This is a genomic window from Lysinibacillus sp. G4S2 (genome assembly GCF_030348505.1).
GTDB lineage: Bacteria > Bacillota > Bacilli > Bacillales_A > Planococcaceae > Lysinibacillus.
The window spans coordinates 2,249,753-2,266,772 of sequence record NZ_JAUCFJ010000002.1 but is presented as its reverse complement, the minus strand read 5'-3'; the positions used below and the strand labels follow the sequence as shown (position 1 = coordinate 2,266,772).

At 34.6% G+C, this 17,020-nt stretch carries 16 protein-coding genes; 6 read left to right on the top strand and 10 right to left on the bottom strand.

Annotated features, from left to right (window positions below; translation table 11 throughout):
- Window positions 1–270: 270 nt before the first annotated feature.
- Window positions 271–1,683, bottom strand: a complete 1,413-nt coding sequence (locus QUF91_RS11545) for a sensor histidine kinase (protein ID WP_285399904.1) — start codon at window positions 1,681–1,683, stop codon at window positions 271–273.
- On the bottom strand, window positions 1,680–2,372 hold the full coding sequence (locus tag QUF91_RS11540) for a response regulator transcription factor (RefSeq protein WP_289420058.1): 693 nt from the start codon (window positions 2,370–2,372) through the stop codon (window positions 1,680–1,682). The genes QUF91_RS11545 and QUF91_RS11540 overlap by 4 nt, the downstream gene beginning before the upstream one ends.
- 265 nt (window positions 2,373–2,637) lie before the next feature.
- Here QUF91_RS11540 and QUF91_RS11535 point away from each other — a divergent pair, with 265 nt between their 5' ends.
- The 3 genes from QUF91_RS11535 to QUF91_RS11525 are packed head-to-tail and all read left to right on the top strand — an operon-like array spanning window position 2,638 to window position 5,052.
- Entirely contained in the window at window positions 2,638–3,549 is a 912-nt protein-coding gene (locus tag QUF91_RS11535; protein WP_289417860.1) for an ABC transporter ATP-binding protein, read from the top strand.
- On the top strand, window positions 3,546–4,304 hold the full coding sequence (locus QUF91_RS11530) for an ABC transporter permease (protein ID WP_289417859.1): 759 nt from the start codon (window positions 3,546–3,548) through the stop codon (window positions 4,302–4,304). The genes QUF91_RS11535 and QUF91_RS11530 overlap by 4 nt, the downstream gene beginning before the upstream one ends.
- A gap of 13 nt (window positions 4,305–4,317) precedes the next feature.
- Window positions 4,318–5,052, top strand: a complete 735-nt coding sequence (locus QUF91_RS11525) for an ABC transporter permease (RefSeq protein ID WP_289417858.1) — start codon at window positions 4,318–4,320, stop codon at window positions 5,050–5,052.
- A 292-nt stretch (window positions 5,053–5,344) separates the two neighbouring features.
- On the opposite strand, the gene QUF91_RS11520 is transcribed toward QUF91_RS11525, so the two are convergent.
- The 6 genes from QUF91_RS11520 to QUF91_RS11495 form a co-directional block, all read right to left on the bottom strand.
- Window positions 5,345–6,460, bottom strand: a complete 1,116-nt coding sequence (locus QUF91_RS11520) for a GerAB/ArcD/ProY family transporter (RefSeq protein ID WP_289417857.1) — start codon at window positions 6,458–6,460, stop codon at window positions 5,345–5,347.
- A gap of 36 nt (window positions 6,461–6,496) precedes the next feature.
- The gene (locus QUF91_RS11515) at window positions 6,497–6,733 is read right to left on the bottom strand and encodes a hypothetical protein (protein WP_285399898.1); all 237 of its coding nucleotides are present in this window, start codon (window positions 6,731–6,733) and stop codon (window positions 6,497–6,499) included.
- Between the two features lie 2 nt (window positions 6,734–6,735).
- Window positions 6,736–7,926, bottom strand: coding sequence for a Ger(x)C family spore germination protein (locus tag QUF91_RS11510; RefSeq protein ID WP_289417856.1), 1,191 nt, complete (start codon window positions 7,924–7,926; stop codon window positions 6,736–6,738).
- Between the two features lie 11 nt (window positions 7,927–7,937).
- Window positions 7,938–9,548, bottom strand: a complete 1,611-nt coding sequence (locus QUF91_RS11505; RefSeq protein ID WP_289417855.1) for a spore germination protein — start codon at window positions 9,546–9,548, stop codon at window positions 7,938–7,940.
- 405 nt (window positions 9,549–9,953) lie between these two features.
- Window positions 9,954–10,994: a serine hydrolase domain-containing protein gene (locus QUF91_RS11500; RefSeq protein ID WP_289417854.1), complete on the bottom strand. Its 1,041-nt coding sequence runs from the start codon at window positions 10,992–10,994 to the stop codon at window positions 9,954–9,956.
- A gap of 279 nt (window positions 10,995–11,273) precedes the next feature.
- Window positions 11,274–13,433: a type IA DNA topoisomerase gene (locus QUF91_RS11495; RefSeq protein ID WP_289417853.1), complete on the bottom strand. Its 2,160-nt coding sequence runs from the start codon at window positions 13,431–13,433 to the stop codon at window positions 11,274–11,276.
- A gap of 435 nt (window positions 13,434–13,868) precedes the next feature.
- Between QUF91_RS11495 and QUF91_RS11490 the strand changes: the two genes are divergently transcribed.
- Together QUF91_RS11490 and QUF91_RS11485 are read left to right on the top strand one after the other, a co-directional pair.
- Window positions 13,869–14,909, top strand: a complete 1,041-nt coding sequence (locus QUF91_RS11490) for a flavin-containing monooxygenase (RefSeq protein WP_289417852.1) — start codon at window positions 13,869–13,871, stop codon at window positions 14,907–14,909.
- A gap of 321 nt (window positions 14,910–15,230) precedes the next feature.
- On the top strand, window positions 15,231–15,380 hold the full coding sequence (locus QUF91_RS11485) for a hypothetical protein (protein ID WP_285399890.1): 150 nt from the start codon (window positions 15,231–15,233) through the stop codon (window positions 15,378–15,380).
- Between the two features lie 72 nt (window positions 15,381–15,452).
- Here QUF91_RS11485 and QUF91_RS11480 read toward each other — a convergent pair whose 3' ends face one another.
- Window positions 15,453–15,623 (bottom strand): hypothetical protein, encoded by a 171-nt coding sequence (locus QUF91_RS11480; RefSeq protein WP_285399888.1) that lies wholly within the window; start codon window positions 15,621–15,623, stop codon window positions 15,453–15,455.
- Window positions 15,624–15,847: 224 nt separating this feature from the next.
- Between QUF91_RS11480 and QUF91_RS11475 the strand changes: the two genes are divergently transcribed.
- Window positions 15,848–16,036 carry a hypothetical protein gene (locus QUF91_RS11475; RefSeq protein WP_285399886.1) on the top strand — a complete coding sequence of 63 codons (189 nt, stop codon included), beginning with the start codon at window positions 15,848–15,850 and terminating at the stop codon, window positions 16,034–16,036.
- Window positions 16,037–16,502: 466 nt separating this feature from the next.
- Here QUF91_RS11475 and QUF91_RS11470 read toward each other — a convergent pair whose 3' ends face one another.
- Complete coding sequence (locus QUF91_RS11470; protein WP_289417851.1) at window positions 16,503–16,967, bottom strand: hypothetical protein; 465 nt, start codon at window positions 16,965–16,967, stop codon at window positions 16,503–16,505.
- Window positions 16,968–17,020: the final 53 nt, after the last annotated feature.

The following is a 17,020-nucleotide window of genomic DNA, read 5'->3' as shown; positions in this document are numbered from 1 at the left end:
TAACGTCTAAACTTTAGTATTTAAAAACTAGTTTATAGTGTCCCTGGTGGAATATGGCATACTGATCTCAATACATAATAAAACGTAAGATGCTTATGCCTTTAGTGATTAGATCACGTTCAGACGTATTAATTCTGCCATATTGTCTGCAAAAAATCCAACAACAAGCATAACCACTTACTAAGTTTTAATAAGTGGTTTTGCTTGCAATTCCGTATATTCTCCAAAAGCAAAATAACTAATCGTCTCTACCCATACAATGATTAAAATCTATACTTCAATCGGGAAAGTAATATTATACTGAGTTCCTAATTGCGGTGTACTCTTTATGTCAATATCTCCCCCATGAGCTATAATAATTTGTCTTGCAATTGCCATCCCTAACCCTGTTCCTTGGTTGTTAGAAGATGCACTAGTTCCACGGTAATATCGATCAAATAAGTGTTCAATCGTTTCTTGATCCATACCGACTCCATCATCTTCAATTAAAACTCGAATTTGTGACAGATCTTCATGAAGGGAAATTTTAATGTTCGTTTCAGGAGGATTATGCTTAATGCAGTTAGCAATTAAATTTTCAAATGCACGTTTCATGTATCTTACATCCATATTAAAGACTATTTGTTCCTTACTTGATTCAAATGAAAACATCTTATTTTTCGATTCAGGCAATCCATACAGTTGTTCTAAAACATCTTGAAGAATATGTCCAAGATTATTTTGTTCTAATTGTATCGGGATTGCTTCATTTTTTAATTGAAATGTTAAGTTAAAGTCTTCAATTAATCGTTCCATATACGCTACACGATTCTCCATAATTTCGGAAAATTGACGTATCTTATCTTGTTCCCATTTATATTCACGTGAAGATAATAGAACAGTATAACCCTTTATAACAGACAATGGGGTTTTAAGATCATGCGAGACTCCTGTCAGCCACTCTTCCCTAGTCTTTTCTAATAACTTTTGGTCTTCTGAATTTCTTTGAAGAGTTGATGTAAGGTTAGATAGAGCCTGCGTCAATTCTTCATACGTTCTATATTTAGTTTTATTTCTCCACCGTTTTTTTTGATTAAACTTCCATATAGAAAAAGGCTCTTCATATTTATTATTCGATAGATTTTCAATCCAAGATACAATATGTAGTAAAGGAGCACCAAGTTGTCTTCCAAAAAATAAAGCAAGCAATATTCCAAGTATTATGATTGAAAGTATCCATAGATTATTTACCCAATAGAAAAACGGATTATTATTTGACATCGGCTTTCCTAAAACCCATGTGAGATTCTGGTTTTCAATAGTTTTATACCATGTAGACAGCTGATATCCTTTTTTATCGGGATACAGGTAATCAGAAACTAGTTCTCCTGGAGTATAATGTTCTTTTATATTTTGAGGTTTGTTAAAGGAAAATATCTCATCGCCATTTTCATCCAATATTTGCATCCACAATTTTTTTTTCAATAAAGCATCTTTAACCTTAGAACTGACTGAAAGTTTTTGATCTACGACACTCGTATGTTCCACAACATTGTTAATCAACAGTTGTGTGCTTTCTGTTTTGTTATGTCCAAGAAAGAAACTGAAAAGAATAATGGTTATTACAATGAGTAAGCTCCAAGTAAGCATTAACCAGAAAAGGCGTGATATGAAATAATAGGCAATACGATTTTTTAATTTCACAATAAGTCCTCTTTAGTGTCTACTTCAAAAATATAGCCTAATCCTCGAACGGTTTTTATCCATTTAGGTCTACTAGGATCTTTTTCTATTTTTTCACGTAAACGTCGTACATGTACCATCACTGTGCTATCTCCACCATATATTTCACCCCATACATCCTTATAAATTTGAAGTTTACTTAAAATTCGGTTGGGATGCTCGCAAAAATATAGCAAAAGTTTCATCTCCTGAGTAGGACACTCTATTCTTTCGCCATTAACGATCAGTTTTCCCATATTGGGATCTAGGGAAAAGTATGTGTAATCGTAAATCTGTTTTCTTACATGCTGTGCTGGAGTTTTAGTAGAACGTTTTAATTGTGCTTTAACACGAGCAACAACTTCTAATGGATTAAAAGGCTTTGTAATATAATCATCTCCTCCAAAACTAAACCCCTGTAATTTATCTAAATCGGTAGTTTTAGCTGTAAGAAACAGTACTGGTACATCTGTCTCCGAACGAATTTTATTGCATAAAGTAAAGCCGTCTGTATCAGGTAACATTACATCTAACAATATAATGTCTGGGTTTTTTTGAGTTGTTATAGAAAGTGCTTCTGCTCCATTAGTGGCAATTAAGATATTTTGAAAACCTTCCTTTTCAAAGACTGTTACTAATAAATCTAATATGTACTGATCATCATCAACCATCAGAATTTTATGATTCTCGATTTTAAAAGTCACCTACATCATCCTCTCTATCTCAATTATTATTTTACCTTAAACAGAAATATAAAAAGTCGTTAATAAAAGAATTAATACTCCGTTTAAGTTTCAGAAAAGTCAGAATGTGGAATCCGTAGCATTTCATGTTGGTTATTAAAATTTTTGAACTAGCCGTTTAGCAAATGTTTAGAAAGAGTTTCATTCGTGTTTAGTAAGTTTCATTTACGATTGAAATGAGGTGAGGAAATAGATGAAAAATCAAATTTTAGTGACAAATGAGCTTACTAAAAAGTATAAACAACATACTTCAGTAGATGGATTAAACTTACGAATTGAACGTGGACAAATTTATGGATTCCTTGGACCTAATGGAGCTGGAAAAACTACAACAATACGAATGTTACTAGGGTTAATTAAACCGACAAAGGGAAATATTGAAATCTTTGGTCAAAGTCTAAAAAAAGATCGGCTTCAAATTTTACAACGAATTGGATCATTAGTAGAGTTTCCAACATTCTATGGGAACTTAACAGGACATGAAAATTTAGAGGCTGTTCGTAGGCTAAGAAACCTTCCAGAAAATCGCGTTAACGAAGTATTGGAAGTAGTAAGATTAACCAACGTTGCGAACAGATTAACAAAAGAATATTCACTTGGAATGAAGCAGCGCCTTGGGATTGCTACAGCACTATTAAGCAAGCCAGATTTATTAATATTGGATGAGCCGACAAATGGTTTGGATCCGTCAGGCATTCAAGAAATAAGAGAGTTGATAAAAAAATTGCCTGCGTCTGGTATGAGCGTCCTTGTATCTAGTCACTTATTAAGTGAAATAGACCAGATGGCCACACAAGTTGGGATTATTAATTGCGGAAAAATGATTTTTCAAGATTCAATTGAGCAATTAAGACAAAAACGGCAACCATTATTAAAAGTAGGAGCTAGTAATTTAGTTGAAGCAAATACAATTCTAAAAGGAAAAGGATTAAAGACCGATTTGCAAAAAGATTTTTTGTGGCTTCACCAAACAGAGCCTGAGTTTGTTTCGGAAATCAATTCCATTCTAGTGCACTCAGGACTATCTGTGTATCGACTTGAAGAAGTGAAAAGATCACTTGAAGATATTTTCTTAGAATTGACTGGTACTGAGGGAAGCTTATGAAAAATATATTATGGGCAGATAAAATCAAATTAAAACGTTCGTCGTTATTGATTATTGTTTCATTGGTTCCGTTACTTATCATTGCATATGAGTTGGTGAATCTCACCTATCGCGCTGAGTTTGTGGAAAAGCAAGCTGAGATGTTCGGTGCAGGCTCCTTGTGGATGTATTTAATATATGACAATAGTTTGTTATTTGGTCTAGGTTTTCCATTAGCCGTTACACTTGCTGCATCAGTGATTGCAAATATTGAACATCAGGCAAATGGATGGAAACAAACCCTTTCAATGCCTATAGCAAGAGGAAAAATTTATTTGAGTAAATTTACTTGGTTAACGATTAGTCTATTCCTTTCAATTACGATTTTTCTGATTGGCATGGTTTTTCTAGGAAAGGTACTATCATTTGAAGGGGATATTCCTTGGGGCTTATTGATAGGCGATTGTTACGGTATGTTAATTGCAGTATTACCAATAATGGCTTTTCAATTTTGGCTAGCTATGAGCATTAAAAATCAGGCCTTCTCTATTCTTATCGGATCAGTTTCTGCTATTATGGGGCTATTTTTAGCAGCTACCCAAACAACAAGATGGTTCCCAATTGCCTATCCAATTCAATCATCGACAGTTATATTGCAGTATGAAGGAATAGGATATAACCCAGATTTTTCGGCATTTCTTGTTGTTAATCTAATAGTAGGTATCATCCTATTTTTTATGGGGTCCATGCATTTTGCCAAACGGAATGTCCAGTAAGGGAGGGCTAATTTTGAAAAACATCTTATTTGTTGAACGATTAAAGTTAAAACGCTCCAATTCATGGTTACTTTACTTTATTGGCCCTTTACTAGGTGTGTCATTAGCGTATATTAATTTCTTTAAAAACTATGACCTCTTTATGCAACCTGGAGAAAATGCTTGGATAGAAGTATGGACACAAGTCGCATTATTTATGGGCCCTTTTGTATTACCAATTTTAGTAGGAATATACTCAGCCCTTATTTGTAGAGGTGAACATGTGGGAGGCGGATGGAAACAACTACTAGCTTTACCTGTCAAACACTCAGACATCTTTCTAGGTAAATTTCTTACAGTGGTTCGAATGGTAACCATTACGATGCTAATTTTATTAATCTTTTTTATAGGAGTTGGTTATATAACGGGAATCGAAGGCAACCTTCCGCTCTTTACAATACTGGGGTATATAATTAAAGGCATTATAACGTGCCTACCTTTAATACTTTTACAACTAATTATCTCCATAAAAGCTAAGACATTTGGCATACCATTAGCCATCAGTATTGTTTTCACACTTCCAGCCATTATTGTTGCCAGCACCCCATTAGGCCAGATTTATCCATGGACACAGCCAATGTTAGCGATGTCACCTGAGGATGAATCACCTATTCAATCTTATTTCTTATTTTATACACTATTGAGTGGAACTTTTATCATTTTACTAGTTTATGGATTGAAAAGTTTTAGTACACGTGACACATATTGACCGATTATGTATTCAGGAATGCAAAAGAATTGAAAAAGGTCCTCTGAGGTTTTTCGTAAAGGAATTAATCGTTTCCAGAGAGCTTGTGGTAAAAAATATTATAAGCCGTATAGTCTAAAAAAGAGCTATATACGGCTTATTTCAATGACTAACTATTATGACAATCTGGACATTGCCAATCCAAGTGAATACGGCATATTTTTTAAATCTATATTCTCTATGTATTATAGAGTTTCTATCTACGTTTTTATCCACATTAAAGGCCTATCTATAGATTTTTCAAAATAATCTTCTATTCTTTTATTTCTATTTCATTCCTTTTCGTTCTTTTTCGAATTGTATATACTACTATCAACAAAAGAGGTAAGAAAAGTCCGATTGATAATGTTAAGGAATTACCCGTTGTTTTGTCAAAATGCTGTTGATAGATGATATTAGGATAAATCACTAGTGAAAGGACAACAGCAATCATGCCTAACGGTAATGTTAAAGGGCGGTAATCTTTCAAATTCAGAATTTGTGCCATCCCTAAAACGGAGGCGTAAAAATAAAGGGTCGTCTTAAAAAAGAGAGTGATAACCCAAAGCGATGCCATTAATCCCTCAATACGCTGTATAAAATTCCCGATATTTATCTTTTTGGTCAATTCATAACTTGGATAAATCTCTCCTGCAGTTTTCTCAAAACCTAATACTGTAACACATAAAAATGTAATAATGATGATGACGATGCCACCTATTAAGTTTCCAATGAAAAAAGCTTTTTTACCTTGTTTCATTTTATTAACAAAAGAGGGGAAAATCATTAAGAGAACAATAGCATCTACTGAAGATACTATGACATAGAAAATGGATGATTGGACGATCTTTTTTGTCCCCATCTCATAGACAGGCTGTATATTTTCAAACTTCATTTCAGGTGAAATACACACAACTAAAATAAAAAAAAAGACGAAAAACACGACTATTAAGATTTCTGCAGTACGAGCGAAGGTTTCCAATCCAAGACGGACTCCCATCACCACAATACCCGCCATAAGAATATTAAGGACTACCATTGGAGTATTCGGCATCATATGGATGTTTAGGAATAGTCCAAAGTAATACAAAAGTTCAGAAGCATAAAGAAGTGATATGATTACAAAAAAAGCAGAAAAAGCTTTACCTATCCATCTTCCAAATAGTTTTTCAATGACTTGGACATAGGTGAGGTTAGGGAACCATTGTGCTATAGTGATGAATAGCCATACGACTAATAAACCGATTCCCGTACCAATTATAGTGGCAATCCAGGCGTCTTGCTTTGCGTCGGTTGCTAATGCTGATGGCACAGTCAAGATGCTCGTACCAATCGTAAATAAAATAACTAAAACTAGAAATTGGTACGAATTAATTTTAACGTCTTGCATCATTTCACATCATACCTTCCCCTCTACACTGTTCTATTATGTCAACAAAAGTGAAATCAGGTCATTAAGAGGTTTAAAAATAAAAGTGAGTAAATCAAATGGATTTGGAATAGATCTTTCAAATCCGAAAAGTGTAATACTTAGACCTACCCCAATTGCAAGAAGAATTGAAAATACAAGTAACTCTTTTTTATATTTTTTTTCCAAGAGAGGCGGAACTTCAATCCACACAATAATTGCCGCAATTATAAGTATTCCTATAGTTTTTATCATGATTATTTAACCTCTATCTTTTCTAAGAAGGAATTACCTTCTGTGCCCGTATGCACAAGTTTTACGTCTACTTTAACATTCACTGTCATCCCAGCGAATTCTTCATCCCAGTGCTCTTTAAGCTTTTTCCATTCTTTCGGGTTAGACCGATGAATGGCTTCACCAAATCCAAATATGTCTGACTTATATTGTTTTTGTAACGTTTCAATGGTCAGATTAACGGTTTCTTCCATCTGTTTTTCAGTAATCTTCTCTAGCTCAACAATCGTATCTAGGTCATTAAGATTAATTTGACACTCTACTTCCCCAACATTTCCTTTAACTTTAATATTGACATCTACTTCAGGCTTACCTTTGTTTATTTTTCCTTTCATTTTAGTATCCGCTTGAATAATCTCTATAGTGGCTTTCCCTTCTTCAGGACAAGATATAGCAGTTACAGAATTTTGCACTTCGTTGACGATGCCATTATACCCTCTGCTTTCTCGTTCAGTTAACCAGCCCACCAGCTTATCTTTTTTAAACACCGCTAATTCATCATATACAATTCGCGCAGAAGGATTAATCGATTCCACATTCTTTTTGCTTGACCCCTTTTCTTGATCCCCTGTTACTAGTATCCCTGTTAATACGGCTTCCTTTCCATCACTTGTCATAGAAGCTATCAACTCATCTAACTTAATGCCGTTCGTTGCAGCCCAAGAAGCTTCTGACGTTTGAAGGGAGTTAAACATTTTATTGGCGGGTATACTTTCAATCGTTGTTCTAACATTCAGTACTTCCTCTGCGGTCCTATCCTTGGCAATAGCAACAAAAAAATCAGATCGAAGTTCCCGATATCTTGACATTAACTCTAAGGATTCTGCTATACCTTCTTCAGCTAAATCCTCACCAAGCACAAGCATTCGAAGATGTCCTGGATATATTTTTCGAGGTGATGTCTTTGTAATTTTTCGAAACGCTTCATATACTGTTTCGCCTTTCTCTTGAAACAGAATGACTGGTGAACGCCCAGTACTTGTTTTCATGGATATTTCCGAAGGTACAACCACTTGAGTAGTTACTTGATATTCACCTCCTACTTTATCTATTCCGATTGCCAGTGTAATGCCAAGCTCATTTAATTCCCTCTTGTCCCAACAGCCCGTAAGAAGGGGGATAAGAATTAGGAGAACCAACATGCACTTTTTCATCGTTTCCCCCCTCAGACTCTTTTATTTATTGGTGGTTCTGGTTTTGCAGAGGCTGAATCTTGTTGCCTAACGATATTTTGTTGACTGATTAGACGAGGTCGAGTAAACATTTTCCATATAGGCAAGAGAATAAACGTATCCTTCTGATCGGAAAGATTAAATGGAGCTATTGAAGACATATAAGGCACGCCAAAAGATCGCAAACTACATAAATGCAGAAGTAGAGCTATTAAACCAATCGTTATTCCTAATAAACCAAAAGAAGCAGCTATTGCCATAAATCCAAAACGTAGCATCCTCCCCGAGATAGCTAGGTTGTAAGTTGGAGAAACGAAACTAGAAATGGCGGTTATTGAAACCACGATTACCATCGCAGCAGAGATTATACCTGCTTCAACTGCTGCTGTTCCAATTACAAATGCTCCTACAATAGAAATGGCTGAACCGATGTTTCGTGGCATTCTTAAGCCTGCTTCACGCAAGATTTCAAAGGTGACTTCCATTATGATTGCTTCAACAAATGCCGGAAATGGAGCACCTTCTCGTTGGGCTGCCAGACTTATTAGGAGTCCAGTAGGTAGCATTGTATGATTAAAAGTTGTGATGGCAATAAATAGTGCAGGTGCAAGCATTGCAATCGCAAATGCAAAAAAACGAAGAAGTCGAATAAGACTAGCAATATCCGCACGTTGATAATAGTCTTCTGAAGATTGAAAAAATTGGACGAATAATGCTGGAACAATAAGGACAAATGGTGTTCCATCTACCAAAATGGCTACGCGCCCTTCCAATAATGCTGCAGCTACGACATCCGACCGTTCTGTATTGAATATAGTTGGAAAGGGTGAATAAGGTGCATCCTGAATTAATTCTTCGATATTCCCACTTTCGAGAATTCCATCGATATCTATTTTATCCAAACGTAAACGGACTTCTTTCACTATTTTGTCATTTGCAATACCTTTGATATACATCATGGCAACATTCGTTTTCGTGCGTTTCCCAATAACTTTCGATTCCATCCAGAGATTTGGATCTTTCAGTCTTCTACGAACTAAGGCTGTATTTACACGCAAATTTTCGGAGAATCCTTCGCGGGGTCCTCTTACTACCACTTGGGCTGATGCTTCCGTAACTCCACGCTCAACCCAATGCTTATTGGAAATGATTAAACCTTGGGCATATCCATCGATTAAAATAATCGTATCCCCCGATAATAGTCCAGTAAAAAGTTCTTCAAAATTAGTTAGTTCTTTAATTTCTCCCACAGTCATGGCAAAATCTTTTAATACGCTAATAAGATTTTGATCAGGAGATAGCTTTTTTTGTAATTCGGTCCCATTGATATCTATCATGAGCGTTTCTAAAATAAAATTTTGTAATGAGGTTGTATCGGTTAATCCATCTGTATAGATAATACCGGCTTTAATACTTTCTTCTTTTCCAAATCGAATTTCTCGAATGATAATATCCGAGCTTTTTCCAAGGGAATCTTTAATTCTTTTTATATTTTCTTGAAGATTTATTTTTAATTCATTTGTTGAACCTGTCTTCATCATTTGGCTAGTTGAAATAGAATTGGCATGCAATTGAGAATTACTTTTCTTTTTAAAAAAGCCCATAGACTACCTCATTTACTATTTATTTTTTGCGCAATTTTAATAATTTTATTTATAACTTTGCTAATCAGGAAAATATCGATTGATCCGTTTAAATCTTTTTTCGCTCAATGATAAATTTTTCCCCAATCAATACACCTACTATTTTTTTGAATTATACTACTTTAAATAACTAGCAAAATGATTTCGACAAAACTTCTAATTAAGGGACAAAAAAAAGTAAATGGGAAAATGTACATCCCAAATCTACCAATAAATAAAAAAACTGAATGGATTAATATAGCTTTTTTCGACACTTGTACACTCCAGTGCAACACGCTGGACTTAATGAAACAACCACCTATCTATATTTGATAGGTGGTTGTTTGTTAGGACAAAATTAAACGACTTTATTGTTTTAACACAAAATTATATTTTAACTAATAACTTAGTTGAAGCCTCTGTTACACAATCACCAAACGACTTAACGTCCTCTAAATAGTTGAACCCCGGAGGATTTCCTAGACGATTTAGTAATCTGACAGCTACCAGATTAAATTCAGGCATAACTAAGAGGGTTTGATTACAAATGCCAAGAATTTGAAATGACCCTTTTGGAACATTTAAACCTATTTCACTGTTCTTTGTAGGATTCATTTGTACTTGCCACAAGAAACCATTATTCGGAAATTCTTTTCGTAATAGTTTCGGACTCTGCACCGTTGTTGCCATTTTTAGTATCTCAGGATTAACAATCTGTTCATCGCCGATTTTCCCGTTATTTAAATGTAGAAAGCCCCAATAAGCTAATTCGCGAGCAGTAGAGAACATATTCGGTCGGTCGCCATCTGCACTGTTTCGAGTTTCAAATGAAGATTTTCCATCAGGTTCAAAGATTGTTAAAACCATATCATCAGAAGGTTCAGTATACCAACCAGCTTTTTTAAATCCTAAAGGAACAAAGATTTCTTCAGAAGCAATTTTTGCTACTGTTTTTCCTGTTGTGCGACGTATAATTTCAGCCAGCATTCGAATGTTTTCATCTCGATAATCCCATCTCTCACCAGCGTGGAAATAATTAAATAGATTTCCATCTGGATTTGTTCGTAAACCGTGTGTATGTGTAAGAAAATGTCTTAGTGTAATTCCTTTTAAAGTCTCTTCGTTTAATTCCGGAAGATATTTCAATACAGGGTCATCGATTGAATTTATATGTCCGTTACAAATAGCCCAAGCCACGCAAAAACCAGTATAACTCTTACGTACAGAAGCGATATGAAATAGCGAATCCATCGTAAGAGATTTAGCATTCCTTATATTTGAATGATGACCTTCATAATGCTCCGTTACAATCTTCCCATTTTGAATGATAATTAAAGATTGTCCAGAAGCCTGCACCACATTACGAGTATTTCTGACATGGTCTATAACAGAGTTATAATCCGTTGACAATTCGATTTCTATATTCAATGGTTATTACCTCCCCTGATTATGTTATTGGATACATTCTACGAAGCACCAAATTTCACCTGCTTTTGCTTTTCTATTACATCGAAAGGATAGTTAATGGGAGGCATACCTTTAATAATATAGCGAAATTTAGAATCAAAAACCTTTACCTAACACCACAGTGAGGACAATACTCTACATGATCTACTATCAAATCTTTCAGTGCTCTCTACAGACTTGCACTTATTTATTGTTTAGGATAGTAGAGAATTAATTCAAAAAGATTCAAAATTTCAATCCTTATTTTTCAAATTCCATCTTCCAACTAAAATATTCATTGTCTGGATTTTTTTCATATTTTAAATGAGCATCGAATTTAGAGCCTTTTTTACTCGTTAAGCCTTTTACCAAGACCGTTCCATCGGCTAGCAATTTCTTCACCATTGTTTTCGTAGGCTTCTTCTTCATAGTGGCTAAAAATTTATCGTTTTTCCAGATGACAAATTTACAGCCCTTTTTCCAGTTACTGCAGCCGAATCCTTTTTGCCCTTCGATCACACCATGACCACATAATGGGCATTTCCCTACTACTTCAAATTTCTTCTGCGCTCGTGTTACTTTGCTGAGTGTCACATCTTCACTATTTTTAATCGTATGAACCGCATTGACTGTAAAATTAACAATTAAATGTAGAAACTGCTCCTTCGTAAACTTTCTTTTTTCTATTTCCGATAATGTTTTTTCTAATCGACCCGTGAACTCTAAATCGAATAAATCTTTAACCGGAAATGTTTCTACTAAGTTTTTACCAAGCTCTGTACACACCAAATTTTTATTGTCCATAGCTATATAGCCGACTGTAATCAGTTTTTTTATCGTCTCCGCTCTCGTCGCTGGGGTACCAATGCTATATCCGCTTAAAATAGCAGCCATGATTTCATTACTCTCTTCATTTTCAACCCCTTTTCCACACGTCTCCATCACTCTAAGTAATGTTTTTTCAGTATGTTGTTTAGGTGGCGTTGTTGTATGGGCTGTAATCTTATGCTCTACAATATTTACTAGTTCATTTATATTTACTAAAGGAAGAATGACGTCATTCGATTTAATTTCTTCGACTTTTTTCCAACCTTCAACTAATTGAACCTTTCCTTTTGTTGCAAATATCCCTTTTATATCACTACTATTCACTTTCGTAGAAATTCGAGTTTCTTCATATTCAGCAACAGGCATAAACTGCATAATGAAGCGATTTTTGATAGCATTGTAAACTATGGCCTCATCATTATTAAGCGACTTAGGGATGACATACGTCGGTATAATCGCACTATGGCTCTCTACTTTAGCGTTATCAAAAACACGTTTCTTTTTGGAAAATTGGATTTCATGTTCATACGGTAATCCTGTTTTCAACTTATTCAATACATTTGCTGTCTTCTCTACTAAACTTTCCTCTAAGACAACACTTGCTGTTCGAGGATAGGTAATATATTTCTTTTCATATAAAGACTGTGCTACTTTTAACACTTTATCTGAAGTCCAGCCTTTAAATTTACTTGTGATAAATCCTTGTAAATTTGAAAGATTAAATAAATACGGAGGATATTCTTTTTTCAGTTCAACCTTTTTATCCACAATCACCGCTTGTTTATTTATTAGCTCTTGCTGTATTGCTTCTAACTCAGCTCTATTTTTAAATTTTTCTACTTTATTTTCGATATAAATGCCTTCATATGCTCGCCCATCATCCGTGCTAAACGTAGCTACAAGCTTAAAGTAGTCCTCTGGTACAAAATTTTCTATTTCTTTATCACGATCATAAATTATTTTTAAAGTAGGCAGCAATACTCGTCCAATATTCAACGCTTTCCCAGAGCCTTTTTGGTATTTTAATGTAGCTACAGAGGTTAAATTAATGCCAATGATCCAGTCAGCCCATTGACGGCTAATACCTGCATCTTGAAGAGGTTTCATCTCACTATTAGGCATAATTTTTTCTAGCCCTTTAAGTACTTCCTCCGCTGTCCATTCATTTAAGAGCAGACGATACACCGGCTTTTGGCTATTAAGCTGATAAATAATACTATCTCCTATAATTTGTCCCTCTCTATCAAAATCGCACGCAGAAATGACCATTTGAACATCTTGTCGCTTCATTAAACTATTAATGATTCTTAGCTGTTTTCTTGCCCCAAAATCTTCTTTCCCTCTTTTTTTAGGATCTGTTTTCACCTTATAACGAAAATGCTCGGGGATAAATGGAAAGTTCTCCATATGCCATTTTTCCATCTTTTTATCATAATCCTTGGCATCAAAAAGCTGTAATAGATGGCCGAAAGCCCATGTAATGACATAACCATTTCCTTCAAAGAAACCATCTTTTTTGTTTTTAATTTTTAAAGCATCTGCAATGTTCTTCGCTACGGACGGCTTCTCAGCAATGATCATTCTAAGTCCCATTTTAGATCAACCTCCCCTATCCTTTTTCTCTTTCGAATTATTCATTTTAGGAAAACCTCATTAAGGCTCCTAAATAAACATACTGGTTATAAATACAATGTCATTTAACTACTATATATTTTTTTCACCTTTTTCATCTATCGAAAAATTATATCAAATAGAGCAGATTTTAGAAAATATATCTACTAAAAAATGCTCTATTATACTAGAATATTTGCACTTCTTTTTACACACACGATTGTAACAGAACATTTCCATCATTTTTCACCTCACAGGGTCATTATTCAAGAATCATCATTTGAGGATTCATACGTGACCAGAATAATCGACGAACACTACTTGACGTCTGAGAAAGAGTTGTTATAATGACGTTAACATATGAATATATGAACAAATGAACATATATTAATTTAAAATAGAAAGTGGGATAGAGCGATGTTAGATATTATTGTGATTGGTGCTGGACAAGCAGGATTAAGCATGGGGTATTATTTGCAACAAGGAGGCTATAATTTTGTCATATTCGATGGAGAAAAAAGAATTGGAAATACATGGAGAAATAGGTATGATTCCTTGATTTTATTTACACCTAAATCATATAGTTCACTGCCAGGGATGAGATTAGAAGGAGATAAAAACGCATTGCCTACAAAGGAGGAAATCGCGGACTATCTTGAAGCATATGCTAAACATTTTTTGTTACCTGTGAAAATGGAAACGACTGTACTTAAAGTACAAAAAATAAAAAGTACATTTGAAGTCAATACTGATAAGGGGATATTTCATTCTAAACATGTTATCATCGCATCTGGCGCTTTTCAGAAACCGTTCATTCCTTCAATTTCCCAAAGTCTTTCACAAGAGGTGTTTCAAATTCATTCTTCCCAATACCTATCACCTGAGATGATTCCAGATGGTCCTGTTCTTGTAATTGGAGGAGGAAATTCTGGCACGCAAATTGCAACAGAGCTTGCAGAAAATCGCGAAGTAACCATTGCTATTAGCCATCCTTTTAAATTTTTGCCACTAAATATTTTAGGCAAAAGCATTTTTTACTGGTTAGAAAAAATTGGTCTCTTATATGCAGGAACGGATACAAGGCGCGGATTATGGTTTCGAAAACAAAATGACCCAATTTTTGGCCTTGAGTTAAAGCATCTGATCAGCAATGAGAGAATACATATTAAACCGAGAGTCATAAAGACACAAGGCAGAGAAATAATGTTTAATGATCATAGTAAAAGTAACGTGCAAAATATTATTTGGTCAACAGGATTTGTTCCTGACTACAAATGGATAGACATAGAGGGAGTTTTAGATGCAAATGGTTTTCCTCTTCATAAAAGAGGTTTGAGTCCAATACAAGGGTTATATTATATCGGACTACCGTGGCAACATCAAAGAGGATCGGCACTTATTTGTGGAGTCGGAAAAGATGCTGAGTTTTTATACTCGGTTCTGAAAAAGAGGATTTAAGTTTTTCAATTTCACCTTGGCGTAATTGATAATTGCTTCCCCACTTCCGTTTCATTAATAAGCTCTTCTTAACTGTTGCTCTATGTGCCATTAACCTATACAAAATCCCAAGGAAAAGACGACCACAGCTTTTCTGACCATTCGTCGTGTGTACCGAAAAGGGACGCTTTCTTTTTATATTTCGGGCTTACTTTGTTTTTAATGTTTTTACGGATATATGCAAGGTTAGCAGTACACTAATAAGGTTTACTTCAGTAAAATAAGGTATATTATATTTGTAGAATAGATTTTCTTCAAGGACAAGAAAAGTAGGTGAACAAAGTGGGGAAATATCAATTGGATACCAAAGGTAAGGTAGCTGTGACAAAGTATCATGAAAAACACAAGCCTGCCCAATTTGATAAAAAGCAGCAACTTGAAAAAATACGTGCGGAGTATTTGAAAAAGAAGCAAGAACAAACAGATAAATAATATGAATGAAAACCTAGGAAGACTAAAATCTCCCTAGGTTTTCTTTATTCGGAGTTCTTTTTTCAATTGAATCTACCAATAGTATAAGATAAGTACTAAAATAGCTAATACTGCGCAAATATTTACAATGACTATTGCAATTTTATTGACATCTTTATCTTCTTTCTGCTGCTGTTTTATCTTTCTATATAAAACTTGAATCTTTTTTTGCATCTGTTTTCTATCTTGATTTTTTTGGCTCAATCATTTTCCCTTCTTTTCAGATAAGATTATAGGAAATCAATATATAAAATTTTTTATTGAAATAAACTTCGCGGTTAGCTTAAGTACAAATTAATATTAACATAAATATCCAATAACAAAAATAGAGAACAATCCCGAATACCTTTACCTGTTACGAAACGAATTGTTTTGCTATCTACCACGTATTCGATAAACCGAAGCGTAATTTCAACTGAAGTATACTGATGAAAAAAAGAGGCGGTACCACCCCAAAAAATGGACGAAAGTCAAAAGAAGAACGAGACGCTTGGCTTACGAAACAAGCAGAAATCAAAGACCAACTCGATCCCCCACTAGAAACACTATGGCAAGATGCACCCAACAAACCAAATTTGGGCATCAAAAAGTACAGTGATGGCAAAAACACGATTTAGTTTGGCTTTAAAGGAAGATTTTATTTCAAAGGTTCTTTATCTGCTAAACAACAACAAGTGGCCAACGGAATAACACCAAACCTTTGACCGCCTACTCGGGAAGTAGATCGGAAAATGCATGGAAGTTGCGCCCGAAAAATGTGGTGGGTTAGATTTCTTTGTATCTGTACCATATGTATTTTCAACCGTTATGAAAGTGACTAAACAGCTTCAGCTTTGAGTATTAACCTATATTAGCAAGCTCCTAAAAGTGTTTGACGAGCCCAATATTTGATACTGAAACTAAAAGTCCTATTTCAATAACATCAAATTAAATAAACGAAAAACAACTCGTATCATTGGCGTAGTTTTTTTTATTCTAATCAGCTTTTTATAATCTTCTTTCCCTAATTTGCACCTTTAATATAAATAAAAACAGGTTTTACTTCTTATTGAAGTCAAACCCTCGTTAGTTCAATAAGAACTGCTATAGTGGTAATGTTGCACCAATCAACTCGTCTTCCTGATTAAGATAGTCCAAAACACTCTGTATATCCTCTACATTGTAACTTTTAACAACGATCATATGCTTTATGTGAAGTCCTGTTGGATATACGTTTGGCTGTTGTAAACAGTTTCTTAACCGTTCTGGAGTATAAAGAATACACCATCTTTCACTTCCGTCACTCATTTTCAAACTTATTTCTATCCAATTTGTTTCATTAGCGTCATTTGATACTTCATCATCAAAATTCCAGCTTATTAAATCTATGACGTCCTCACTATTCATATTAAAAAGGTATAATGGAAACCATCTTATTCGTCCATTGTCACATTTAATACGAACCATTTCTTTATCATTATTTATATCAATTACTTGGTATGTATTCCCTCTTGTTAATGCTTCGGAATATGCACCTTGTTTTCGACAAATCAAATTCTTGTTTTTCATAAAACCTCCAAATTTAGCGAAAGTTGAGTTATAACAGCTCATCTGCAATCATT

Bases quoted from the DNA above. Each gene is read 5' to 3' on its own strand.
- QUF91_RS11490 (WP_289417852.1), top strand. From the start codon at position 13,869: ATGTTAGATATTATTGTGATTGGTGCTGGACAAGCAGGATTAAGCATG.
- QUF91_RS11515 (WP_285399898.1), bottom strand. From the start codon at position 6,733: ATGATAAAAACTATAGGAATACTTATAATTGCGGCAATTATTGTGTGG.
- QUF91_RS11540 (WP_289420058.1), bottom strand. From the start codon at position 2,372: ATGGTTGATGATGATCAGTACATATTAGATTTATTAGTAACAGTCTTT.
- QUF91_RS11535 (WP_289417860.1), top strand. From the start codon at position 2,638: ATGAAAAATCAAATTTTAGTGACAAATGAGCTTACTAAAAAGTATAAA.
- QUF91_RS11495 (WP_289417853.1), bottom strand. From the start codon at position 13,433: ATGGGACTTAGAATGATCATTGCTGAGAAGCCGTCCGTAGCGAAGAAC.
- QUF91_RS11520 (WP_289417857.1), bottom strand. From the start codon at position 6,460: ATGCAAGACGTTAAAATTAATTCGTACCAATTTCTAGTTTTAGTTATT.
- QUF91_RS11475 (WP_285399886.1), top strand. From the start codon at position 15,848: ATGAAAAAAAGAGGCGGTACCACCCCAAAAAATGGACGAAAGTCAAAA.
- QUF91_RS11470 (WP_289417851.1), bottom strand. From the start codon at position 16,967: ATGAAAAACAAGAATTTGATTTGTCGAAAACAAGGTGCATATTCCGAA.
- QUF91_RS11505 (WP_289417855.1), bottom strand. From the start codon at position 9,548: ATGGGCTTTTTTAAAAAGAAAAGTAATTCTCAATTGCATGCCAATTCT.
- QUF91_RS11530 (WP_289417859.1), top strand. From the start codon at position 3,546: ATGAAAAATATATTATGGGCAGATAAAATCAAATTAAAACGTTCGTCG.
- QUF91_RS11510 (WP_289417856.1), bottom strand. From the start codon at position 7,926: ATGAAAAAGTGCATGTTGGTTCTCCTAATTCTTATCCCCCTTCTTACG.